At 41.0% G+C, this 24,761-nt stretch carries 19 protein-coding genes; all 19 read left to right on the top strand.

The window, feature by feature from the left end:
- On the top strand, positions 1-1,290 hold the full coding sequence (locus tag PCY06_RS07955) for a glycoside hydrolase family 125 protein (protein ID WP_082307397.1): 1,290 nt from the start codon (positions 1-3) through the stop codon (positions 1,288-1,290).
- A gap of 23 nt (positions 1,291-1,313) precedes the next feature.
- Entirely contained in the window at positions 1,314-3,953 is a 2,640-nt protein-coding gene (locus tag PCY06_RS07950; RefSeq protein ID WP_105165116.1) for an alpha-mannosidase, read from the top strand.
- A 61-nt stretch (positions 3,954-4,014) separates the two neighbouring features.
- Positions 4,015-4,893 (top strand): ROK family protein, encoded by an 879-nt coding sequence (locus PCY06_RS07945; RefSeq protein ID WP_082307398.1) that lies wholly within the window; start codon positions 4,015-4,017, stop codon positions 4,891-4,893.
- Positions 4,878-6,761: a family 20 glycosylhydrolase gene (locus PCY06_RS07940; RefSeq protein WP_082307399.1), complete on the top strand. Its 1,884-nt coding sequence runs from the start codon at positions 4,878-4,880 to the stop codon at positions 6,759-6,761. The genes PCY06_RS07945 and PCY06_RS07940 overlap by 16 nt, the downstream gene beginning before the upstream one ends.
- A gap of 167 nt (positions 6,762-6,928) precedes the next feature.
- Positions 6,929-7,864 (top strand): sugar ABC transporter permease, encoded by a 936-nt coding sequence (locus tag PCY06_RS07935; protein ID WP_012130801.1) that lies wholly within the window; start codon positions 6,929-6,931, stop codon positions 7,862-7,864.
- 13 nt (positions 7,865-7,877) lie between these two features.
- Positions 7,878-8,813 carry a carbohydrate ABC transporter permease gene (locus tag PCY06_RS07930; protein WP_053794396.1) on the top strand — a complete coding sequence of 312 codons (936 nt, stop codon included), beginning with the start codon at positions 7,878-7,880 and terminating at the stop codon, positions 8,811-8,813.
- Positions 8,814-8,924: 111 nt separating this feature from the next.
- Positions 8,925-10,385, top strand: coding sequence for an ABC transporter substrate-binding protein (locus PCY06_RS07925; RefSeq protein ID WP_020992727.1), 1,461 nt, complete (start codon positions 8,925-8,927; stop codon positions 10,383-10,385).
- Between the two features lie 152 nt (positions 10,386-10,537).
- Entirely contained in the window at positions 10,538-11,152 is a 615-nt protein-coding gene (locus PCY06_RS07920) for a YesL family protein (protein WP_053794398.1), read from the top strand.
- The gene (locus PCY06_RS07915) at positions 11,149-12,783 is read left to right on the top strand and encodes a sensor histidine kinase (RefSeq protein WP_053794399.1); all 1,635 of its coding nucleotides are present in this window, start codon (positions 11,149-11,151) and stop codon (positions 12,781-12,783) included. The genes PCY06_RS07920 and PCY06_RS07915 overlap by 4 nt, the downstream gene beginning before the upstream one ends.
- A gap of 9 nt (positions 12,784-12,792) precedes the next feature.
- Positions 12,793-14,076: a response regulator transcription factor gene (locus PCY06_RS07910; RefSeq protein ID WP_048777784.1), complete on the top strand. Its 1,284-nt coding sequence runs from the start codon at positions 12,793-12,795 to the stop codon at positions 14,074-14,076.
- 133 nt (positions 14,077-14,209) lie between these two features.
- On the top strand, positions 14,210-15,592 hold the full coding sequence (locus PCY06_RS07905; protein ID WP_301390409.1) for a glycoside hydrolase family 1 protein: 1,383 nt from the start codon (positions 14,210-14,212) through the stop codon (positions 15,590-15,592).
- Positions 15,593-15,802: 210 nt separating this feature from the next.
- On the top strand, positions 15,803-17,614 hold the full coding sequence (gene glmS, locus PCY06_RS07900; RefSeq protein ID WP_061594151.1) for a glutamine--fructose-6-phosphate transaminase (isomerizing): 1,812 nt from the start codon (positions 15,803-15,805) through the stop codon (positions 17,612-17,614).
- 115 nt (positions 17,615-17,729) lie between these two features.
- Entirely contained in the window at positions 17,730-18,254 is a 525-nt protein-coding gene (locus PCY06_RS07895; RefSeq protein ID WP_082307787.1) for a hypothetical protein, read from the top strand.
- A gap of 240 nt (positions 18,255-18,494) precedes the next feature.
- Positions 18,495-19,394, top strand: coding sequence for a fructokinase ScrK (gene scrK, locus PCY06_RS07890; RefSeq protein ID WP_045773521.1), 900 nt, complete (start codon positions 18,495-18,497; stop codon positions 19,392-19,394).
- Between the two features lie 48 nt (positions 19,395-19,442).
- Positions 19,443-19,853 carry a peptide deformylase gene (locus tag PCY06_RS07885; protein WP_061596784.1) on the top strand — a complete coding sequence of 137 codons (411 nt, stop codon included), beginning with the start codon at positions 19,443-19,445 and terminating at the stop codon, positions 19,851-19,853.
- A 9-nt stretch (positions 19,854-19,862) separates the two neighbouring features.
- Positions 19,863-20,432, top strand: coding sequence for a hypothetical protein (locus PCY06_RS07880; RefSeq protein ID WP_061596786.1), 570 nt, complete (start codon positions 19,863-19,865; stop codon positions 20,430-20,432).
- Between the two features lie 271 nt (positions 20,433-20,703).
- Positions 20,704-21,162, top strand: a complete 459-nt coding sequence (locus tag PCY06_RS07875) for a MarR family winged helix-turn-helix transcriptional regulator (protein WP_061594154.1) — start codon at positions 20,704-20,706, stop codon at positions 21,160-21,162.
- On the top strand, positions 21,155-22,921 hold the full coding sequence (locus tag PCY06_RS07870) for an ABC transporter ATP-binding protein (RefSeq protein WP_061594155.1): 1,767 nt from the start codon (positions 21,155-21,157) through the stop codon (positions 22,919-22,921). The genes PCY06_RS07875 and PCY06_RS07870 overlap by 8 nt, the downstream gene beginning before the upstream one ends.
- Entirely contained in the window at positions 22,911-24,668 is a 1,758-nt protein-coding gene (locus PCY06_RS07865) for an ABC transporter ATP-binding protein (protein ID WP_061594156.1), read from the top strand. Before PCY06_RS07870 ends, PCY06_RS07865 begins: the two co-directional genes overlap by 11 nt.
- The last annotated feature ends 93 nt before the right edge of the window (positions 24,669-24,761 follow it).

Genomic DNA, 24,761 nt, shown 5'->3' with positions numbered 1-24,761 from the left:
ATGGTTTATTCAAAAGAAATCGTCGGGAAATGGCTGGAGTCTGTTGCCCAGTTAGCCCACGAACATCCATCTTGGGTATCCGTTTTTGAGCGTTGTTATACAGACACTTTAGATAATACAGTAGAAATATTAGAAGATGGCTCAACCTTTGTTTTGACGGGAGATATTCCAGCTATGTGGCTACGAGATTCGACAGCTCAGCTAAAACCCTATCTCTTTGTAGCTAAGGAAGATCCGAAAACACGCAAAACAATTGCTGGTCTGGTCAAACGTCAGATGACACTGATTTTAAAAGATCCCTATGCCAACGCTTTTAATATCGCGGATAACTGGAAGGGACATCATGAGACAGACCATACAGACTTGTCTGGTTGGATTTGGGAGCGCAAGTATGAAGTGGATTCACTCTGCTATCCTCTGCAACTGGCTTATCTCTTATGGAAAGAGACTGGTGAGACGAGTCATCTAGATGCTACTTTTGTGGCGGGTGTCAGAGAAATTCTTCGGGTTTGGACGGTAGAACAAGATCACAGTCGCTCTTCCTATCGTTTTGTACGTGATACGGACCGCAAGGAAGATACACTAGTTAATAAAGGGCAAGGGCCTGACTTTGCCGTGACAGGGATGACTTGGTCAGCCTTTCGTCCGAGTGATGATGCTTGTATCTACAGCTATTTAGTGCCGTCGAATATGTTTGCAACGGTTGTCTTAGGCTATGTGACAGAAATCTTTGAAACATTGAATCTGGATGGCGCTGAGGAGATTGTTCCGCATGCACAGCGTCTGCAAAGAGAAATCAAAGACGGAATTGAAAACTACGCCTATACCAAAAATGCCAAAGGTGAAAAGATTTACGCTTTTGAGGTAGATGGTTTGGGGAATGCCAGCATTATGGATGATCCCAATGTACCGAGTCTATTGGCGGCGCCATACCTGGGCTTTTGCTCGATAGATGACGAAGTCTACCAAGCGACACGCCGCACGATTCTTAGCCCTGAAAATCCTTACTATTATGAAGGAGAGCGAGCTGCAGGAATCGGAAGTTCACACACCTTTTATCGTTATATCTGGCCGATTGCCTTGGCAATTCAAGGTTTGACCACGTACGATAAGGAAGAAAAACGTCGGATCTTAGACCTCTTGGTGGATTGTGACGGAGGCACAGGTGTCATGCATGAGAGCTTCCATGTGGACGATCCGACTAAGTATTCTCGTGAATGGTTCAGCTGGGCAAATATGATGTTCTGCGAATTAGTATTAGACTATTACGATTTAAGAATTGACGTATAAAATTTTAAAAATAGAGGTATAAAATGGAAAATATTACTGTACATATTATTTCTCACAGCCACTGGGATCGAGAATGGTATCTCCCTTTTGAGTCCCACCGGATGCAGCTGGTAGAGTTATTTGACAACCTTTTTGATCTTTTTGAAAACGATCCTGACTTTAAAAGTTTCCATCTAGATGGACAAACCATTGTTTTGGATGATTATTTGGAAATCCGTCCTGAAAATCGGGCCAAGCTACAGCACTACATTGACGAAGGCAAACTGAAAATCGGGCCTTTCTATATCTTACAAGATGATTATCTGATTTCCAGCGAAGCCAATGTCCGCAATACCTTAATTGGTCAGCAGGAGTGCAAAAAGTGGGGCAAGTCCACTCAGATTGGTTATTTCCCAGATACTTTTGGGAATATGGGGCAGGCACCTCAGCTTTTGCAGCAATCAGGAATTCATGTAGCAGCTTTCGGTCGAGGAGTGAAGCCAATCGGATTTGATAACCAAGTCTTAGAGGACGAGCAATTCACTTCTCAGTACTCTGAAATGTACTGGCAGGGTGCCGATGGAAGTAAAGTCCTAGGGATCCTTTTTGCCAACTGGTATAGTAATGGGAATGAAATCCCAGTCGACCCTGAGGAAGCGAAGATTTTTTGGGAGCAAAAATTAGCAGATGTGAAGTGCTACGCCTCTACAAACCAATGGCTGATGATGAACGGCTGTGACCACCAGCCAGTTCAGCGCAATCTCAGCCAAGCTATCCGAGTAGCCAATGAGCTTTATCCAGATATTAACTTTGTGCATAGTTCTTTTGATGACTATATGCAGGCTGTGGAAGTAGCTCTTCCTGAGGAATTGTCTACAGTTCAAGGCGAATTGACCAGCCAAGAAACAGACGGTTGGTACACTTTAGCTAACACTTCCTCAGCCCGTATCTATCTAAAACAAGCTTTCCAAGAAAATAGTAACTTGCTAGAGCAGGTAGTTGAGCCTCTGACTGTTATCACAGGAGGTCACAATCACAAAGACCAGCTGACTTATGCTTGGAAGACCCTTTTGCAAAATGCTCCACACGATAGTATTTGTGGCTGTAGTGTAGACGAAGTTCACCGTGAAATGGAGACTCGCTTTGCCAAAGTCAATCAAGTGGGAGAATTTGTCAAAGGCAACCTGCTGGAAGTATGGAAACAAAAATTAGATAGCCGTCAAGCAGAGAGTGACCTGCTCTTCACTGTTGTCAATACGGGACTCCATGATAAGGTCGACACAGTTTCTGTGGATGTGACATTTGCGACTTGTGATTTCAAGGAGGCGCATCCGACCGAAGCCTACCGGAGAATGGCAGATCTGACGATTCCAGACCTGATTGTCAAGGATTTGGATGGTCGTCCTGTTGAAGCCAAAATCGAAGATTTGGGAGCTAATTTCCAATATGACCTTCCAAAGGATCGCTTCCGTCAGGCTTATATTGCTCGTCAGTTGCGCGTAACTTTGCCGCTTCATCTAGCACCTCTATCTTGGAAAACCTTCCAATTGCTTCCTGGTGCAAAAGAAGAGCATGAAGGACTCTACCGCAATGGCGTGATTGATACTCCGTTTGTGACTGTTAGCTTTGATGAAGACTTGACCGTTTACGATAAGTCAACTCATGAAGCCTATGAAGACTTCCTCCAATTTGAAGATCGTGGTGATATTGGAAATGAGTATATCTACTTCCAGCCAAAAGATACAGAGCCAATCTATGCAAAACTAGCTGGCGTTAAGGTTTTGGAAAATAATGCACGCTATACTAAAGTAGAGTTGAGTCATGAATTGACCTTGCCAGTAAGTGCTGATGACTTGCTTGAGCAAGAGCAAAAAGGCATTGTTGAATTTATGACTCGCTCAGCGGGTCGTTCGTCAGAAGTGACAACCATGATCTTGACGACTGAGTTGACAGTCTTTGCGGACAGCCCGCAACTGCGCTTTAAGACTCGCTTTTCAAATACTGCTAAAGATCACCGCATCCGTGTTCTTTTCAGAACCCACAACAGCAGTAAAACCAACGATTCAGACAGCATTTATGAAGTTGTTCGTCGTAATAACCAGCCAGCTGCTTCATGGGAAAATCCAGAAAATCCACAGCACCAACAAGCCTTCGTTAGCCTCTATGATGACCAAAAAGCTGTCACAGTAGCTAATAAAGGTCTAAATGAATACGAGATTTTAGGTGATGATACGATTGCTGTTACCATTCTGCGGGCAACAGGTGAACTGGGCGACTGGGGCTATTTCCCAACACCAGAAGCACAGTGCTTGCGTGACTTCCAAGTTGAGTACACTGTGGAATGTCACCAGCCACAAGAGCGCTTTAGTGCTTATCGTCGGGCGAAAGCCTTCCAAACGCCGTTTACAGCTCTGCAAATTTCCAAACAAGAAGGAAGTGTTGTAGCAACTGGACAAGCCCTGGATCACCCAGCTCTCAGCCTGCCTGAAATCTGTCCAACCGCCTTGAAAGTGGCTGAAAACGAGTCAGGAATCATCCATCGTTACTATAATATGACCCAAGAAGAGCAGGAAGTGACTACTTCTTCCCAAACGCTAGTTAACCTTTTAGAAGAAGTAGTGCCTGAAAAGTCCGGAGTCCTAGGACCACAGGAAATTCGTACAGAGCTTTTGAAAAAAGATTAAACTGAGACTGGGGCGTCTTGCCCCAGCCTTAGAATTAATAAAATAAGTAAAGGAGAAAAGCATGGTCATTGCAACAGTCGATATAGGTGGAACAGGTATCAAGTTTGCGGCTATGTCTAAAGAAGGGGAAATACTGGAAAAGCAAGAGCTTGCAACGCCTGACAATTTAGGCGACTTGCTGGCTTGGTTGGATTCTTGCCTTTCTAAGCGAGCTTACCAGGGCATTGCCATGAGTGTGCCTGGGGCAGTTGATCGAGCAACAGGTATTATTGGTGGGATTAGCGCAGTGCCTTATATTCATGGTTTTTCATGGTATGATAAGCTAGCCTCTCATGATCTACCGATTCATTTAGAAAATGATGCCAACTGCGTTGGTTTAAGCGAGCTGCTAGCTCACCCTGAGCTAGAAAATGCAGCCTGTGTGGTAGTTGGTACTGGTATTGGTGGTGCCATGATTTTCAATGGCAGATTGCACCGTGGCAAGCACCATCTGGGTGGAGAATTTGGTTATATGCTCTTGTCTGAACCAGCTGAGACGCTAGGGAATTGGTCACTTCTTGCTTCAACAGGTAGTCTTGTTCGTTCTGTTCAAGCTAGTACTGGCTCGCAAGACTGGAATGGTAAGAAGATCTATGAAGCGGCGGCTGCAGGAGATGAAACTTGCCAAGCAGCAATGGAGCAGATGAACCGAAACCTTGCTAAGGGCCTGCTCAATATTCAGTATTTATTTGATCCGGATGTGATAAGTCTGGGTGGCTCTATCAGCCAAAATCCTGATTTTATCCAAGGTGTCCGCTCAGCGATTGCTTATTATGTTGATCGCTATGAAGAATATTCGGTTGTACCAGAGATTCTGGCCTGCACCTACCAAGGAGAGGCTAATCTGTATGGTGCTTTAGTAAACTGGTTACAGGAGGAAGGCCAATGGCCACATTCTTAGGATTATCTAATAAACAAGAAAAAGCTCTTGCTCGCTTAGAAGACTATTTGAACTTGGGCGAGATTGAAGTCAGTCTTGTCACTGATTCAGCTACATCGATCAAGGTTGAAGGACGTCAGGGGCGTTATCAAGTTAGTTTTAAGCAACCTCATCAGCTCTATCGAGCTTTGGTGCTTTTATCTTCTGCGCTTGGATCAGGTCAAGACGAAGTGCAGATTGAGGAAGAAGCAGCCTATGAGGATTTGGCCTATATGGCTGACTGTTCCCGCAATGCCGTCTTAAACCTAAACGCAGCTAAGCAGATGATTGAGGTCTTGGCTTTGATGGGGTATTCCACCTTTGAACTTTATATGGAAGACACCTACGAGATAGAAAATCAGCCTTATTTTGGCTATTTCAGAGGACGCTACACCGTTGCAGAATTGCAAGAGATTGAAGATTATGCAGCAGATTTTGATATAGCCTTTGTTCCTTGTATTCAGACCTTGGCTCACTTGTCAGCTTTTGTCAAATGGGGTGTCAAGGAAGTGCAAGAACTGCGAGATGTTGAGGATATCCTGCTGATTGGTGAAGAAAAAGTTTATGACCTAATCGAAGGTATGTTCCAGACCATGGCCCATCTGCGTACACGCAAGATTAATATCGGCATGGACGAAGCCCACTTGGTCGGTCTCGGACGTTATTTGATTCAACATGGTTTCCAAAACCGCAGTCTTCTCATGTGTCAACACCTTGAGCGAGTCTTGGATATTGCAGATAAGTATGGTTTCCACTGTCAGATGTGGAGCGATATGTTCTTCAAACTCATGTCTGCAGATGGTCAGTACGACCGTGATGTAGAAATCCCAGAAGAAACCCGAGTTTATCTGGATCGTCTAAAAGAGCGAGTGACCTTGGTTTATTGGGATTATTATCAGGATAGCGAGGAAAAATACAATCGCAACTTCCAAAATCATCATAAAATCAGTCAAAATATTGCCTTTGCTGGTGGCGCTTGGAAGTGGATTGGCTTTACACCACACAATCATTTCAGTCGCTTGGTAGCCATCGAAGCCAATAAGGCCTGCAGGAAAAATCAGGTCAAGGAAGTGATTGTGACAGGCTGGGGAGATAATGGTGGAGAAACTTCTCAATTCTCAATCTTACCTGCTCTGCAGATTTGGGCGGAACTAGCTTATCGAAATGACTTGAAGAAAGTTTCAGAACACTTCTTAGTGAGCACAGGGCTTGACTTTGATGATTTTATGAAAATAGACTTGGCCAATCTCTTGCCAGGTTTACCAGAAAACCTCAGTGGTATTAATCCAAATCGCTATGTCCTTTATCAGGACGTTCTCTGCCCCTTGTTGGAACAGCATATCAGACCTGAGAAAGACAAGCAACATTTTGCCTCCTCTGCCCAGCAGTTAGGAGAAGTCAGCAAAAGAGCGGGCGAATATGCCTACATTTTTGAGACCCAAGCCCAGTTAAATGCACTCTTAGCTTTGAAGATTTCCATAACATCTGGTATTCAGAAAGCTTATCGTAATGGTGATAAAGAACATTTGTCAGCCTTAGCTGAAAAAGATCTACCCCAGCTTTACCAAATGGTTGAAGACTTTTCGGACCAATTTAGTCGTCAATGGCAGCAGGAAAATAAGATTTTTGGTTTGGACACAATTGACATTCGCTTTGGAGGTTTACTCAAGCGGATCAAACGAGCACAAGAACGCCTAGAGAAATACATTAGAGGTCAAATCGATCGTGTCGAAGAATTAGAACAAGAAATCTTGCCTTTTAATGATTTCTATAAGGACCAAGGTTTGACAGCGACAACTGCCAACCAATGGCACTTGATTGCAACGGCCTCAACGATTTATACGACTTAGCAAAAAGCCGACCTTTTGGGGGTCGGCTTTTTCATCTCATTTTTATCTATAAATTGGATAAATAATTTGTATAGTTTTTTCTATAATTTGGAGTTTAAAATTATTATTAAAAAAGCATATAATAGAAATGTGAAAACGGTGTCAACTAAATAGAAAGGGAGATTTGCATGAAAAAGTTGATAAAAACATTAAAAGAAAATTTCGTTTTCTTGCTCATGGTTCTGCCAGGAGTTATTTGGTTGATTTTATTCTTCTACATTCCGGTTTTCGGAAACGTAGTTGCCTTCCAGGATTTCCACATTCACCCTGATGGTTTCATTGCCAGTATCTTAAATAGTAAATGGGTGGGATGGGATAACTTCAAATTCCTATTTAGTTCGAGGGACGCATTTATCATTACCCGTAATACCCTGCTCTACAACTTTGGATTTATCATTCTAGGTTTGATTGCTGCAGTGGCGATTGCGATTATCTTTAGTGAAATGCGATCTAAGAAGTTAGTGAAAGTGTACCAAACTTCGATGCTCTTTCCTTATTTCTTGTCTTGGGTTATTATCAGTTACTTTGTAGATGCTTTCTTAAACATTGATAAAGGACTGATTAATCACTTGCTTCAAGGTTTTGGAAAGGAAGCCATTAACTTCTATACAACTTTAGGAATTTGGCCGGCTCTTTTGCTCTTCTTGGGTATTTGGAAGGGGCTTGGATATAGTAGTGTTATATACTATGCAACCATTATGGGGATTGACCCGACCTACTATGAAGCTGCAACAGTGGATGGTGCGACCAAGTGGCAACGCATTCGCAACATTACCTTGCCTCAGCTAACACCTCTGATTACGGTCTTGACCATTCTAGCAGTCGGAAATATCTTCCGCGCGGATTTCGGTCTCTTCTATACAGTAACCCGTAACGGAGGAGGAGGATCTCTCTATAGCGTTACCAACGTTTTGGACGTATATGTCTACAATGGACTTTCAGGAACTGGGGACATCACAATGGCCGCAGCCGCAGGATTGTACCAATCCGTTGTTGGTTTAATACTCGTTTTAGTATCTAACTTGATTGTTCGTCGCATAGATAAAGATTCTGCGCTATTCTAGAAAGGAGGAACCAATGAAAAAATCGGAAAAAATCAAAAAAGAAAAAATCGATAACGTTGGTATCCATGCCTTCAGTAAGCCAGCTAACTTATTTTTCAGTATTTTAATTGGGATTATTGCCCTATCTTGTATCTTACCATTTATCTTCGTTATTATGATCTCTATTACAAATGAGTCTGTGATAGCTACAAATGGTTTCAGCTTCTGGCCTTCTAAATTTGGCTTTGACGGTTATCTTTTCCTGGTACAGTTTAAGGACAAAATTTTAAACTCCCTTTTTATCACTCTGTTTGTGACAGCAGTCGGTACCAGCGTCAATGTCTTCATGACAACGACATACGCATATGCAATTTCTAGAAGAACATTTAAATACAAACGCTTCTTTACAGTATTTGCTTTGATTACCATGCTCTTTAATGCAGGTATGATTCCAGGTTACATCGTGGTAACTCAGTTGCTACGAATCGGAGATACCATTGCGGCCTTGATTATACCAATGTTGCTTTCTCCATTTAACATTATCTTGATGCGTACTTTCTTTAAGCGGACGATTCCAGAAGCGATTCTTGAGTCAGCTAAGATTGATGGTGCAAGTGAAACACGGATTTTCTTCCAAATTTGTTTACCACTTGCTCTACCAGGTATTGCCACAATCAGTCTCTTCACAGCTCTAGCTTATTGGAACGACTGGTTCAATGCCTTGCTTTATATCAAAAATCCAGATTTCTATCCTTTGCAATACTTGCTGATGCAAATCCAATCAAATATGGACTACATCGCAAAATCAACAGGTCTTTCATCACAAGTTGCTGGGGCAGCTAGTGGTCTGCCTAAAGAAACTGGTCGGATGGCCATGGTGGTTGTGGCAACCTTGCCAATTGCAATGCTCTACCCATTCTTCCAACGTTATTTCGTAAAAGGTTTAACGATTGGTGGGGTCAAGGAATAAAAGTCCTAAACCTGCCTGTCAAGTTTGGTCTTCCTTGAAGCAAGCTTCGTAACTGAGCTTATCAGTTCATTAAATTGTTTATTAAAAAATAAAAATAAAGGAGTTTTTCTTATGAAAAAGTGGCAAAAAGTCGCACTCTTCTCAGCCAGCGCACTCTTGATTACAGCTTTGGCTGCCTGCGGTAGCAGTAAATCATCTAGTTCAGAAAATGGTCCAACAACCATTAAGATGTACCAAATCGGTGATAAACCAGACAACTTGGACAAATTGTTGGAAAATGCTAACAAGATCTTGGAAAAGAAAGTCAATGCTAAATTGGAAATGCAATACCTTGGTTGGGGTGACTACAGCAAGAAAATGTCTGTAATTACTTCATCTGGTGAAAACTATGATATCGCTTTTGCTGATAACTATGTTGTAACTGCTCAAAAAGGTGCATATGCTGATTTGACAGACCTTTATAAGAAAGAAGGAAAAGAACTTTATAAAGCACTCGATCCTGCTTACATCAAAGGTAACACTGTAAATGGTAAGATCTATGCTGTTCCAGTAGCGGCTAACGTTGCATCATCACAAAACTTTGCTTTCAATGGTCCACTTTTGGAAAAATATGGAATTGACATTTCAAACGTAACTTCATATGAAACACTTGAACCTGTTTTGAAAGCAATCAAAGAAAAAGATCCAAACGTTGTTCCATTTGCAATTGGTAAAAACTTCATTCCATCAGAAAACTTTGACTACCCAGTAGCAAACGGTCTTCCATTTGTTATCGATATGGAAGGTGACACTACTAAGATCGTCAACCGTTATGAAGTTCCTCGCTTCGTAGAACACTTGAAGACTCTTCACAAATTCTACAATGCTGGATACATTCCTAAAGACGTAGCAACAAGTGATACCACTTACGAACACAACAGTGATACATGGCTTGTTCGTGAAGAAACAGTAGGTCCTGCTGACTATGGTAACAGCTTGCTTTCACGTGTGGCAAACCGTAAGATCGAAATCAAACCAATTACTAAATTCATCAAGAAAAACCAAACAACTCAAGTTGCTAACTTTGTCATCTCAAACAACTCTAAGAACAAAGAAAAAGCAATGCAAGTATTGAACGAATTGAACACTAACCCAGAACTTCTTAATGGACTTGTTTATGGACCAGAAGGAGAAAACTGGGAAAAAGTTAAAGGTTCAGAAAACCGTGTAAAAGTCTTGGATGGCTATAACGGAAACACTCACATGTCTGGATGGAACACTGGTAACAACTGGATCCTTTACATCAACGAAAATGTAACTGATCAACAAATTGAAGATTCTAAGAAAGAATTGGCTGAAGCAAAAGAATCACCAGCTCTTGGATTTATCTTCAACACAGAACCAGTTAAATCTGATATCACAGCTGTTACAAACACAATGCAACAATTTGATACAGCAATTAACACTGGTACAGTGGACCCAGAAAAAGCTATTCCAGAATTGATGGAAAAACTAAAATCTGAAGGTGCTTACGACAGAGTACTGAAAGAAATGCAAAAACAATACGATGAATTTTTGGCTGCTAAAAAATAAGCCGAGGTAAACATTGAGGTTGGGACGTAGATCCCGACCTCCTTGTTTTTTTCTTGTTCGATTGTTCAATTTTGAAAAGAGCAAGGATCTAAAATATGGTATAATTTGTTTATATGAACTTTAGATTGAAGATGAAATAGAAGAGGTAGGATATGGGAAAATTTATTGAATTAATTTTTCAAAAAATTTATATGGCAATGCTGGCATCGGGAATTTTTTTAGTCCTGACTCTCTGTGGTGGTGTCTTGTTTGGTCTAGCACCTGCTAGTACGGTTTTAATGACTCTTTTTGCTCAATACCGATATGATTATAAAGCTTATAAGTGGCAAGAGGCTTGGTCTTTATTTAAAGAGAACTTTCTTCGTTCTAATCAGGTTTTTTATACCCTACTTTCAATTGAGGCAGTTTTCTTGTATGGCCTCTATCTTCTTGTTCAGCTTCCTCAGTCTATTTTAACTGTGATTATCAGTATTTTAAACCTGCTTTTAGCTCTTTTGTTGCCACTAGCTTACGCGGTTTATTTGAAATTGCAAGTTTATTTCGAGTTATCTTATATTAATTCGATTAAGCTTTCCTTTATTGGCATGTTTTTGAATGTAGGTGCAATGTTTAAGATTGCATTTGGAACGGCCATGATTATGGCAATCTTTTATTACATGCCTGCCTTGGTTTTCTTTGTCTTTCTGGGTGCTTGGCATTTCTTTATCAGTGATTTATTAGAACCAGTCTATCAGTTGATTGCTTCTAGATTAGTGGACCAACCATGAAAAAATTTTGGTTAAATTCCTTGCTAAGAGTCTATGCGATGACCATGTTTGTCATTGTCGGTTTTGTAGCTTTGTTAATCTCTTATGCCAGTTGGCAGTCCAAGGTTCAAGAAGTAACAGAAACTTCTCAGCGTATTTCAACAAGACTTGTTGACGAAGTTGAATCCTACTATCAGCGTGGTGTTCAAATCACTAAAAGCCTTGTAGGTAACCAGGCCAAGTTGGAAGGTGTCTATAATTATTTCACCATGTCGCCATCCGAATACATTTATTGGCGTTTAAATAATGGTCTTCTTGGGATTGTTGAAGTTTCGCTACACGAGAATATTGCCGATATTTATCTGCAGAATGATTTTGTGGCAGGTTTTGATGTTGCGTTGCAGGATTATAAGACAGTCTTTGTTTCAACTCGTCAAAAACAAGGAGGAATGCAAGTTGAAGCTAGTAAATATAAGCCAGCTAAGAATGCTTTTCCAATCCCTATTTATGACAGCGTCACCAGCAACCATATCGGGGTCGCTTATCTAACGATTGATTCTCAAGTTTTTGAACAAACGATTGACAATATTCGAAATACAACCCCTGTACTGGTAAAAATAACTTCTCCATTTCAAAAAAATATGCTGACATTTGGGGAAGGGAAAAGTAAGAATTGGCTGGTCAAGGAGACACCTCATGGCTATGGTGTTCAAGTGGCTGTTCCAGAACATTATGTTTTAGAGAGAAGTTTAGTAAATGCCCTTGCCATAGTGGCTATTAGTGCAATTCTAACAGGAAGTCTTTATCTGATTCTGCAACGAGTATTCCGCAACTATCAGAGCCAAGTTATTGATTTGGTGGATACGATCCAAGCGATAGGACAAGGAGACAGTCACCTAAGGATTGAGACTGCAACCAAGGAGCAGGAATTGCTCTTGATTGCTGATAACACCAACACCATGTTGGATAATCTTGACCGCAATATTCATGACATCTACCAGCTACAGCTGAGTCAAAAAGATGCCAATATGCGGGCTCTGCAGGCCCAAATCAATCCGCATTTTATGTATAACACTCTGGAGTTTATCCGTATGTATGCGGTTATGAAGAGCCAAGAAGAACTTGCGGATATTATTTATGAATTTAGTAGCTTGCTGAGAAACAATATTTCTGATGAGACGCAGGTAACCTTGGAAAGCGAATTGGAGTTCTGTCGTAAGTATAGTTATCTCTGTATGGTGCGCCATCCAAACTCGGTTGCTTATGGCTTTACCATTGCTGAGGAGCTTAAAGGAATGATTATTCCTAAGTTTACTATCCAGCCTTTGGTGGAGAACTATTTCGTCCACGGCGTGGACTATCGCAGAAAGGATAATGTAATCAGTGTCAAAGTCTTGAAAAAATCTGATGCAGTTCAAATCATTGTTCAAGACAATGGCCGTGGAATAAAGGCTGACAAGCTTGCAGAAATCCAACAAATTTTAGCCAATCGTCAATTGGAAAATTCGGAAAATAAGGAGAAAAGGACCTCGATTGGGATTATCAATATCCACGAACGTTTCTTGCTTTTCTTTGGAGATCGCTATAGCATTGCTGTAGAGTCGGGAGAAAATAGGGGCGTTCGCTATATTATAGAGATCAAGGATGAATAAGAAAACACCATGCATAAAGTATTACTAGTTGATGATGAATACATGATTACCGAAGGTCTGAAAGTTCTCATCCCTTTTGAAAAATGGAATATGGAGGTTGTGGCAACAGCCAATGATGCTGAAGAAGCGCTAGACTATGTTAAAAACCACCCTGTTGATTTGGTCATCACCGATGTCAATATGCCAGGTATGAATGGCCTAGAAATGATTGCCCAGATGAAAGAAAGCCTACCTAAACTCGCCTTTATCATCTTGTCAGGCTATCAGGAGTTTGAATATGTCAAAAAGGCCCTAAATTTGCAGGTGGCTGATTATTTGGTCAAACCTGTCAATAAGGTTGAGCTTGCAGCTATTTTAGAGAAACTTTCCAAGCAATTTGACCAATCTTCTCACCATCAAATGGAAGCAATTTTCCAAGATGGTCTATCAGAGGAGGATTTGACTAGACTGTTAGAAAAGGAAGGAACAATTTGGCTAGGAGCTAGTCGAATCCCTCAAGGTATCGCTTCTACTTCTTATTCCGTATCTGGTCAGACCTTATATCTTTTCCTATCACATACGAAAGAAGAGAGCCTCTACCAGATAGAGCTGGAGCCTCCTTACAAAGATAATTTGCAACAATTCAAATCCAATCTTGAGAAAGTTGTCTTTTATGGAACGGTTGGCCTGCATCAGGCGGATCCCCTTTTCCAATACTATGAACCCATGTATCGTGTGATTATTCAGGGGAATATCAATCAGATTTTGGACGAATTAGACTTGCTAAAAGGTGTCGTCTTGAGTCACACACCAAGGATATCGATTACCAAACAGCTCTTTATTCAATTTATGATGGATGTTTATCATTTGTTCGAGCATTTGAAACCAGATGATATGACCAGCATTATCAAGGAGATTGAAGGCATGATGTCCTTTGAGGACCTGCTAGATTATATTAAGCAAAAGCTAACTCATCTATTTGCTCAGTATCGTATGAATGAAAACGTCGCCAGTGTTCTAGAAGTCATTGGTCGCGATTATCAAAAGGATCTGTCTTTAAAGGATATCAGTAAAGACCTCTTTATTAATCCGGTCTACCTAGGACAGTTGATTAAGCGTGAGACCAATTCGACCTTTGCTGAGCTTCTGAATAAGCAGAGAATTAAGGCGGCCCAACAGTTGCTTTTGTCAACCAATGACAGTATTGAAGATGTCTGTTATGCAGTGGGTTACAGCAATGTTGGATATTTCTACAAAGTATTTAGAAAACTCTGTGGCAAGTCGCCAAAGGCCTACCGCCAGCAAGTAGACTAATGAATCAGATAAAGCTAAGGATCTATTTAGAATTTTTCTCTTTAAAAAGCAGAAAAATTGGAATAAATAGGTCCTGTTTTTATACCATCAGAAAGAGTATAATGAAGGTGACTTTATAAAGTGAGGTAACCATATGCTTACATTTCCAAAAGACTTTGTTTGGGGTTCTTCCACATCTGGTCCGCAAACTGAAGGCCGCGTGCCTGGTGACGGCAAGGGTGACAATCTTTGGGATTACTGGTACAAAGTGGAGCCTAATCGCTACTACAATGAAATCGGCCCAGAACAAACATCTACTTTTTATGAACATTGGGAGCAAGATATTGATCTTCTAGCCGAGACAGGTCATACAGCCTTTCGAACTTCTATCCAGTGGTCACGGGTTTTCCCACAAGGCCGAGGCGAAGTTAATCCTCAAGGAGTGGCTTTCTACAGACAGGTCTTTGAAGCCATTAAGGCTAAGGGAATCCGCCTTTTAGTCAATCTCTACCACTTTGACCTGCCTTTTGCACTTCAAGAAGATGGGGATGGTTGGGAAAATAAGGCACCCATCAAGGCCTATGTTGACTATGCTCGTTTCTGTTTTGAGACCTATGGGGACTTGGTAGATCAATGGATTACCTTTAATGAACCTATCGTTCCGGTGGAGTTTGGCTATTTTTATGATGCCCATTATCCTCACAAGGTAGATGCAAAAGCAGCGGTTCAGGTAGCCTATCACACACAACTAGCTAGTAGTCTTGCAGTCAAGGCTTGTCATGAAATCTTGCCTGACTCTAAGATTGGGATTGTCCTAAACTTGACACCGGCTTATCCCCGAAGCCAACATCCTGCTGATGTGAAGGCTGCGCGTATTGCAGACCTCTTCCAAGCCCAATCTTTCTTAGATCCATCTGTTTTAGGGACTTATCCAGAGGAGTTAGTGGAGATTTTGTCTGAGCATGATTTGCTGCCAGATTATACAGCGGAGGAGTTGGAACTCATTCGCGAGCACACCGTGGACTTCCTTGGAGTCAATTACTACCAGCCTTTGCGGGTTATGGCACCGCGTTTTGCAAAGCATCCGGACAGTCCACTCCTGCCAGAGCATTTCTATGAGCCATATGTCATGCCTGGTCGTAAAATCAATCCCCACCGTGGCTGGGAAATATACGAGCAAGGGATTTATGATATCGCTCAAAATATCAAAGAAAATTATGGCAATATCGAATGGATGCTGACGGAAAATGGAATGGGAGTTGAAGATGAAGAAAGATTCCGTAAAGATGGCTTTATCCAAGATGATTATCGTATTGACTTTGTCAAAGGCCATCTGCGCCAGCTCCACCGTGCCATTCAAGACGAGGCCAACTGTACAGGCTACCTCATGTGGACCTTTATCGATTGCTGGTCTTGGCTCAATAGCTATAAAAACCGTTATGGCCTGATTGAATTGAATTTGGAAACTCAAGAACGGATTATTAAGAAATCAGGTTATTGGTTTAAAGAATTAAGTCAAAACAATGGTTTTGAGTGAGTGAGTACTCTGTTATCTTTGGTAACAGGGTTTTTGCTTGGCTAAGATGGAGAGTATATCTTATATTTTTTAGCTATACCAATTTTAAAGCTTGACAAGGGAAAAAGAAAACTATATACTGTTCTTGCTTGTTTGATACCTAATGTATCAGACTATACCAATTTTAAAGGAGAGTAGTGATGTCCGTGGTGCATCACTCAATTAGTAAGTATGTGTGGAATTGTCGGAGTTGTCGGAAATCGCAACGCAACAGATATTTTAATGCAGGGTTTGGAAAAATTGGAATACCGTGGTTATGACTCAGCTGGAATTTTTGTAACAACAGGAAAAAATTCTAGCCTGGTCAAATCTGTCGGCCGTATTGCAGACCTGCGTTCTAAAATTGGAATCGACGTGGCAGGTTCGACTGGTATTGGTCATACCCGCTGGGCTACTCACGGGAAACCAAGCGAGAGCAACGCCCATCCTCATCGCTCTGAGACAGGACGTTTTGTCTTGGTGCACAACGGAGTCATTGAAAACTATTTGGAGATCAAAGAAGAATACCTTTCAGGTCACCATTTCAAAGGTCAGACAGATACTGAAATTGCAGTGCATTTGATTGGGAAATTTGTTGAAGAAGACGGTTTATCAGTCCTAGAGGCCTTTAAAAAAGCCCTTCATATTATCCGTGGATCTTACGCCTTTGCCTTGGTTGATTCAGAGGATTCAGAGGTCATTTACGTTGCAAAAAATAAATCTCCGCTTCTAGTCGGTCTGGGAGAAGGCTATAATATGGTCTGCTCAGATGCCATGGCCATGATTCGGGAAACCAATCAATTTATGGAAATCCATGACCAAGAGTTGGTTATTGTTCGTAAAGACAGTATAGAGGTTCAGGACTATGACGGTAACCTTCAGAAACGCGAAAGTTATACTGCTGAGTTAGACTTGTCTGATATTGGTAAAGGAACCTATCCTTACTATATGCTCAAGGAAATCGATGAGCAGCCAACTGTCATGCGTAAACTCATCCAAGCTTATACGGATGAAAACGGGCAAGTAGTTGTAGATCCAGCTATCGTCAAGGCTGTACAAGAAGCTGACCGTATTTACATTCTTGCAGCAGGGACTTCTTACCATGCTGGCTTTGCTTCTAAGAAAATGCTTGAAGAATTAACAGATACGCCAGTTGAGCTGGGAATTTCATCTGAATGGGGCTACGGTATGCCACTTCTCAGTAAAAAACCACTCTTTATCTTTATTAGTCAGTCAGGCGAAACAGCTGATAGTCGTCAGGTCTTGGTCAAGGCCAATGAAATGGGGATTCCAAGCCTAACAGTTACAAATGTGCCAGGATCAACCTTGTCTCGTGAAGCCAATCATACCATGCTTCTTCATGCAGGTCCTGAAATCGCGGTTGCTTCAACCAAGGCCTATACTGCACAAATTGCTGCCTTGGCATTCTTAGCTAAAGCAGTAGGAGACGCCAATGCTTCGGAAAAAGCTGCAGCCTTTGACCTTGTTCATGAACTATCCTTGGTAGCCCAGTCTATTGAATCGACCCTTTCTGAGAAAGAGCTAATTGAGAGCAAGGTTGACAATCTCTTGGGAACAACTCGCAATGCCTTCTATATTGGTCGTGGTCAAGATTACTATGTAGCTATGGAAGCCAGCCTCAAGCTTAAAGAAATTTCTTATATTCAGTGTGAAGGATTTGCAGCTGGTGAATTAAAACATGGTACGATTGCCTTGATTGAAGAAGGAACACCAGTTCTGGCCCTCTTATCAGATCCTGTCCTTGCCAACCACACGCGGGGAAATATCCAAGAAGTAGCAGCTCGTGGTGCCAATGTATTGACCATTGCTGAAGAAAATGTAGCCAAAGACAATGATGATATTGTACTCAGTCAAGTACATCCTTATCTGTCACCGATTTCTATGGTCGTTCCAACCCAGCTCGTTGCTTATTATGCAACCCTGCATCGTGGTCTGGATGTTGATAAGCCACGTAACTTGGCCAAGTCAGTAACCGTTGAATAAGATCATAAAACCTAGTTCTGCTAGGTTTTATTTGTTTTCTCAAAAATATTCTGTTATGCTATAGGTTATAAGGAAACATTTCTTATATACTACTTATAGATACATGGGGGATCGGATGAAGAAAAAAGTTAATGTCATTTCTCTGATTGTCGGCTTGGTTTTTGGGAGTTCATTTTTGGTGAGAACCTTCTTGATTTATCAGGCTAGAGAAGCCAAAAGACAGGAAGTTGCTAAGGTCAAAGATGTACAGAAAACAATTCAATCTATAGATGAGAAAAGAAGTGAAGAGGTGAAGAAACAATTGAGTAAAACTCTCAGTAGCGCCTTATCTTCCCACTCAGCTTATGAAAAGTACACTCAGATTGATAATCAGTATGCGCTAGGTGTTCGAGCGGGAGCTTACTATTTGGTAACCCTTAGTACGAAAGAGGAGCGCTTACTAGAGGGTGTGGATCAGGCATTTTCTACAACATATAAAGATGAAGATAGCGGAGAGAATGGTGTTGCTTTGTTAGGACATAAAGATGGTGCTTGGCATATATTGGATGAAAAAGGTGAAACGATTATAACACTAGAACAAACGGATATCTCACCAGAATCAAAAATGATCATAAAAAATAATACAGTCAGCTTCCACTGATTTATGAGTAAGAAGTGAATTGACAACTCCCCCGAGAAAACTTGGGGGATATTTTTTAGGAGCAGGATATTGGTTAAATGTCTTGAAAAAAGCATGAAAAAAATTTAGTTTGGTGAAATAGTTGCCGTGAGATATGCTATAATAAATTGAATGCAAAAAAGAAAAACTTGCAAATCAGATTAAAGGTGTCAGGGAAGTCTGATTAACTTAATTCTGATAGCATAAAAGAAGAGGAATTTTATGACAAAATTATATGGAAGTTTGGAAGCTGGCGGGACTAAGTTCGTCTGTGCGGTTGGTGATGAGAAGTTTGAAATTGTTGAAAAAACACAGTTTCCTACTACAACACCGATTGAAACTTTAGATAAAACGATTGAATTTTTCTCTCGTTTTGATAATTTAGCTGGTTTAGCTGTTGGCTCTTTCGGACCAATTGATATTGATCAAAATTCAAAAACATACGGTTTCATTACGACAACTCCAAAGCCACATTGGGCGAATGTGGATATCGTTGGTGTCCTTCGTCGTGCTCTTAATGTACCAATTTACTTCACTACTGATGTTAATAGTTCCGCTTTTGGAGAAGTGGTAGCTCGCAACAATGCTGGTGGCCGTATTGAAAACTTAGTCTATTATACAATTGGGACAGGAATTGGAGCTGGAGCGATTCAACGTGGAGAATTTATCGGTGGTGCTGGTCACCCAGAAATGGGTCACTACTATGTAGCTAAGCATCCGATGGATGTAGAAAAAGAATTTAATGGTGTCTGTCCTTTCCACAATGGCTGTTTGGAAGGTCTGGCAGCTGGTCCAAGCTTGGAAGCTCGTACCGGAATCCGTGGTGAAAATATTGAGCTTAACAGCTCTGTCTGGGATATTCAAGCTTACTACATTGCTCAAGCTGCGATTCAAGCTACTGTAACTTTCCGCCCAGATGTGATTGTCTTTGGTGGTGGAGTAATGGCGCAACAGCACATGTTGGACCGTGTTCGCGAGAAATTCACAGTGCTACTCAATGGTTATCTTCCTGTTCCAGATGTTCGTGATTATATTGTGACACCAGCTGTAGCTGGTAATGGTTCAGCAACGTTGGGTAACTTTGTACTGGCTAAAGAAATCAGTGAACGACATGCAAAATAAAGGAGTAAAGGTCTGACTTGATCAGGCCTTTATTATATGAGGTGTAACATGCAACAATCTATTGTAAAAGATATTCTCTTTTTACAGCAAAAATCAGAAGTAGCTGTAAAATCCGATCTCTACCTTGCTCAAGATTTGCAGGATACTCTGCTAGCCAATCAAGAAAACTGTGTCGGTCTTGCGGCCAATATGATTGGGGTTAAGAAGCGCGTGATCATTTTTATGTACGGGCTGGTTCCAATCATTATGTTTAACCCAGTCTTGCGCGCTAAGTCAGGCCCTTATCAGACAGAGGAAGCTTGCCTGTCTCTTGTTGGTAGCAGATCTATAACCCGTTATCAAGAAATTACTGTCGATTACCTAGATCGAAATTGGCAACCACAAACCATAACTCTGAAAGACTTTCCAGCTCAAATCTGTCAGCACGAGCTGGATCATTTGGAAGGGATTCTCATATAGGGGGATAGAATGAAAGTATATAAGCGCGATGGCTCAACTTTTTATTTCATAGGCTTTCTCTTGCTCTTGGGAATCTTTTTTACTATGGGCTTTGCCTCTTTAGATAAGCAGACTACTGCATTAGAAAGTCAGAATAATGCGAATCAAATAATTTATCGTAATCCAACCAGCAAAGAGGATGAGAGAAATGGTCGGACTACTGAAGAAAGTGATGTTATGTTAAGTATGGTCCATTGGGGGGTGGGGATCATTGCTATTTTGATGTTTGTTTTAGGCTATATTTCCAATCATAGACCTCCGATTCTAGAGATAGATCAATCGGGAATGAGATTAAGAGGGCTATCAGATAAAAGCGAGAAGTTCTTCTTATGGCAGGAGATTGAGATGATTGAATATGATCTTTACCGGTCTCATAGGACGTCTGCAGATCCGGACATTCGAATTCTATATTTTTATCCTAAGGATCAAGACGCAAGTGCCATTTCTTTAAATTTGGACCATGTGAAAGATGTTAGTTTCAACGAACTCCATCAACAGATTTCCGAATTGGCTCCTCATATTAAGTGGCTATTTCCATAGAAAAGAAGAAAGTAAAGATGAGACGAGGGAACCTCATTTTTCTATTTAATAGACGTTTTTAGAGCATTAAAAGAAGAGTTGATGAGGCGTAGAATAGCTGAATGGCGAGATTTTTTGAATAGATAGAACTGGGACTTTGGTTCCCGGTTTCTTTTTTAAAAAATATAGTTCTCACGGAAACTTTTTTCTTGACTTTCGCTTTTGAAGTGGTAGAATAGTTCTCACGGAAACTTATTTGTTCTCAAGAGAACTAAATGGAAAGGAGCATGTATTGGAAAAGCCTTTATTAGAATTCAAACGCTTTGGCAGAAAAACTCAACGGATCATTGAGAAACGCGCCAAGGTTTGTGGGATGGAATTTATGGGAGGTCCACAAGGTCAAGTTCTTCACATCGTATCTCACCGAGCGAAGAGAGGACTTTCGACCTTTATTAGGGATATCGAGCATGAGTTAGATATTTCTAAGTCGGTGGCCAGCAATCTAATCAAACGGATGGAAAAAAATGGATCTATCTTTCTTGAGGTAAGCGAGACAGATAAAAGGGCCAAGATGATTCATTTAACAGCCCAGTCTAAACAACAATTGAAAGAGTTACATGATTTTTTTAATGAAATCGATCGCTGTCTCCTCCAGGGTGTTTCAGAAGAAGAATTGGCAACCTTCACTCTGGTTATGGCGAAATTTCACCAAAATATTGAGAAATTAGAAAGCGAGGATGCCGATGTTTAAATTATTTAAACGCTTGACGTCAAAAGAAATCGGCCTGATTTTGATGACAGTTGTTTTTATCTGTCTGACCGTTTATCTAGAGTTAGAAGTTCCGACTTATATGTCAGAAATTACAACTTTACTACAGACACCGGGGACAACGACAGGAGATCTATGGGTACCAGGTTTGAAAATGCTGGGCCTATCCTTTGCCAGCTTGTTCTCCTTGGTAATAGCTGGTTTTGTGTCCTCTCGGATGGCTTCTAGCTATACTACCCGCTTGCGTGAGGATATTTTTAATCGTGTCTTGGATTATTCTGATTCAGAGATTAAAAAATTCTCTATCCCTAGCCTTCTGACCAGAACAACCAACGATATTACCCAAATTCAGGTGTTTATCGCTATGGGATTACAAGTTGTTATTCGAGGAAGCATCATGGCTATTTGGGCTATGACGAAGGTTGTTGGCAAATCAGATGCTTGGTTGATCGCTGTTTTAGTCGCGGTTGCAGCCATTATATTAATGACGATTGTCTTAGTGACTTTGGCTTTTCCAAAGCAATCTATTGTACAAACCTTGACAGATAAATTAAATAGTGTGACACGTGAGAGTTTGACAGGGATTCGGGTTGTTCGGGCCTATAATGCAGAAGATTACCAGGATGCAAAATTTGGTGCAGCAAACGACGAGGTAACTAGCCTTAATATTTTTATTAACCGCTTCATGTCTTTGTTCAATCCGATTATGAGCGGAATTTCAAGTGGTTTAACGCTGGCTATTTATTGGATTGGAGCTTATTTGATTCATAGCGCAGCATCTGCTGATAAGCTTGGTCTATTCAGTGATATGGTTGTTTTCATGTCTTATGGTATGCAGGTTGTAATTGGCTTCTTGCTGATGGGGGCTTTGTTTATTGTTTTACCACGTACCCTTGTTTCGGCTGGCCGGATTAACAAAGTGTTAGCACTGGATAGCAGTATCAAAGAAAAAGATCAAGCACAGACTGAGGGCCAAAGCAAAGGACAAGTAACTTTTGAAGATGTTTCTTTCCGTTATGCAAAAAATTCTGAAGCAGTAATTGAGCATGTTAGTTTCACTGCTAAAGCTGGTGAAACAGTTGCCTTTATTGGATCTACTGGTTCAGGTAAATCAACCCTTGTCAATTTGATACCTCGTTTCTATGATGTGACAGAAGGTAGGATTTTGATCGACGGCGTAGACGTCCGTGACTATGAGCTTAAAGCACTACGGAATAAGGTAGGATATATTCCGCAGAAAGCTGTACTTTTCTCAGGGACAATTGCTTCAAATTTGGACTTTGGAGAAAGCATGGAAACTCCACTAGATGAAGAGAAAATGTGGGAAGCCCTTGAACTAGCACAAGCCAAATTATTTGTAGAAGAAAAAGAGGCAGGACTTGAATCTGAAGTAGCCCAAGGAGGCACGAACTACTCTGGCGGTCAACGCCAACGCCTGGCTATTGCGCGTGCATTGGCCCGTAAGCCGGAAATTTTGATATTTGATGATTCTTTCTCTGCTTTGGACTATAAGACAGATCGTATTTTACGAAAAGAATTGGCAGAACAGACCCAACATATGACAAAACTGATTGTCGCCCAACGAATTTCTACTATTATGGATGCCGATCAAATCCTAGTTCTAGACAATGGTAAAGTCGTTGGACAAGGTACCCATAAAGAGTTGTTGGCTACGAATGAAGTGTACCAAGAAATTGCTTATTCTCAATTATCAAAGGAGGAACTAGAAAATGGAAAATAAAAAAACATCTTTATTTACCCAGATGAAGCCCTATATTAAAGGCTTCCAGCTTCCTTTTGTCATTGCAGTAGCCGGTGCTATCATTTCTAGTATTATTACAGTGTTTGGTCCCTATAAGTTGCGTGAAATCACAAACTTAATTACAGAAGGTCTAGTAGGTGAGATGGACTTGGGAGCTATCTCAAATATAGGTTTCTTCCTGGCTTTCCTTTATGTTGTGGGTTCTCTTATCAATTATGCGCAGGGTTACGCTATTTCGGATATGATTCAGCACTTTTCAAAACGTTTGAGAACTGCGATTGCAGAGAAAATCAACCGCCTGCCATTAAGCTACTTTGATAGTCATTCCCAAGGGGATACCCTATCACGTGTGACAAATGATGTAGATACAGTTGGACAATCGTTGACACAGAGCTTGGGGACTCTGATTTCTTCGGTCTTACTTTTAATTGCTGTGCTCTTTATGATGTTTTATACTAATGTTGTACTTTCATTTGTGACGATTGGTTCGGTCTTATTGGGTTTCGTTTTCTCAGCAGTTCTGATGGCGAAATCTCAGAGATATTTCCAAGAACAGCAAAGTAACCTAGCAGCTATCAATGGTTATGTGGAAGAAATGTACTCCGGGCACAATGTTATCACTAGTTACAATGGTGCAGAAAAGACACGCTTGGCCTTCAATGCCCTCAATCAAAATCTGTATACTAGTATGTGGAAGTCACAATTTATTTCAGGAATTATGTTTCCTCTGATGAACTTTGTTGGCAATTTTGGATATGTGATGGTCGTGATTGTGGGTGCTACAATGGCTATTAATGGCTCCATCAGCATGGGTACGATTGTAGCTTTCATGGTCTATGTACGAATTTTTTCTCAACCTCTTTCCCAAATCGCCCAGGGAATTACAACACTCCAATCTGCTAGTGCAGCTATGGGACGTGTCTTTGAGTTTCTAGCAGAAGCAGATATGGAAGATGATTCTCATAAACTTCAACAATTAACAAGTGTAAAAGGACATGTCCAGTTTAAAGATATCTTCTTTGGTTATAATCCTGATAAGACTATTATTCACGATTTCTCAGCAGAAGCAAAGGCTGGACAAAAAATTGCAATTGTTGGCCCTACTGGTGCGGGTAAGACAACAATTGTCAACCTACTCATGAAGTTCTATGATATTGAACGTGGGCAAATCATGATTGACGGTGTAGATATCAAGAATATGCAACGCTCAGAAGTTCACGATGCTTTCTCTATGGTTCTACAAGATACATGGCTTTTTGAAGGGACTATTAAAGAAAACTTGATCTATAATCAGAAAGATATCACGGACCAAGCAGTTGTTGAAGCTGCAAAAGCGGTTGGTGTCCACCACTTTATCATGACCTTGCCGGACGGCTATGATACAGTTCTGGATGACACAGTCAGCCTTTCTGTTGGTCAAAAGCAGCTCCTGACTATTGCAAGGGCTCTGCTCAAAGATGCGCCACTCCTTATCTTAGATGAGGCGACTTCATCTGTCGATACACGGACGGAAGAATTGATTCAAAAAGCGATGGACAAGCTGATGGAAGGCAGAACGTCCTTTGTCATTGCTCACCGCCTGTCTACTATTCGCAATGCTGATTTGATCCTAGTCATGCGTGATGGGAATATTATCGAGCAAGGAAACCATGACCAGCTCATGGAGCAGGGAGGTTTCTACGCCGATCTTTACAACAGTCAGTTTGTTGAAGAAGAGCAAGAGTAAAGAAGAAAGCACTGCAATTGCGGTGCTTTTGAATTTGTCCTAGAAATAAGAGTAATTACTAAATTTACTGTAATTTTTGATATAGAAAGGTGA

This window comes from Streptococcus sp. SG1 (assembly GCF_030439935.1).
Classification (GTDB): Bacteria; Bacillota; Bacilli; order Lactobacillales; family Streptococcaceae; genus Streptococcus; species Streptococcus gordonii.
This window is presented reverse-complemented; position numbering and strand designations above follow the sequence as displayed.